The organism is Acinetobacter sp. Swhac1 (assembly GCF_013390985.1).
Lineage (GTDB): Bacteria > Pseudomonadota > Gammaproteobacteria > Pseudomonadales > Moraxellaceae > Acinetobacter > Acinetobacter towneri.
Genome location: NZ_JACASN010000110.1, coordinates 1 through 908, shown reverse-complemented (window position 1 = coordinate 908; position 908 = coordinate 1). Strand labels below are relative to the sequence as shown.

Annotated in this window: 1 pseudogene; it reads left to right on the top strand. The window is 41.5% G+C overall.

The features are described from left to right. Positions 1 to 73 precede the first annotated feature (73 nt). Positions 74 to 908: pseudogene (locus HX743_RS16180) on the top strand (IS3 family transposase); the annotation flags it as partial.

Here is a 908-nt window from a genome sequence, read left to right as displayed (position 1 = left end):
TGATCCTAGACAAAATAATGGACAGCACGTCCCTCTAAAGATAACGTAACTTTAATCTTTGGAGATTCAAGAAATGGCTAAACGTTTTAGTCCCGAATTTAAACAGCAAGCGATTGATTATGCACTTTCAAACTCACACGAGTCTGTAGCTGCAATCGCCCAGAAATTAGGTGTGGGTTATTCAACATTAGATAAATGGATTCGTGAAACCAATCCGGCAGGTTCAAGCAAACGTCAACTTTCACCAGAACAACAGCGGATCGTGGAATTAGAGAAAGAAGTCAAACAGCTCAAGGAAGCCAATGACATCTTAAAAAAAGCGCATGTGTACTTTCTAACAGATCATGCCAAGAAAAGTACACGGTAATTCAAGATCTAGATATGAATGAAGTCACCGTATCTTCTGCCTGTAAATACCTAGGTGTCAGCACTTCAGGCTATTATGCCTGGCGAAAACGTCAAGCCAATACGGCACAGAAATATAATGACTTAAAAGCCGTATATTGGCAGCATCATGCACGATTGGGTGCACCTTCATTAGTACATGACATGCATGATTTAGGTTACAACATGAGCGAACGTACTATTGGAAGGATGCTAAAAAAGCTTGGTTTACGTAGCAGGATTGCACGTAAATACAAGCATACGACTGATTCAACCCATCGTTTGCCTACAGCACCCAACTTGTTGGATCGCCAATTTACAGTTACTCAGCCTAATAAAGTCTGGACAACAGACATTACCTATATCCGCACTAAAGAAGGTTGGTTGTATTTATGTGTGATGCTAGATTTATTTAGCCGTCGTATCGTGGGGTGGCAAACCAGCCATCGAATAGACCGCCAGTTGGTGTGTGATACGTTTAACTATGCAATGGCTCGTCAGGGTTATCCAACTGGTGTTATGGT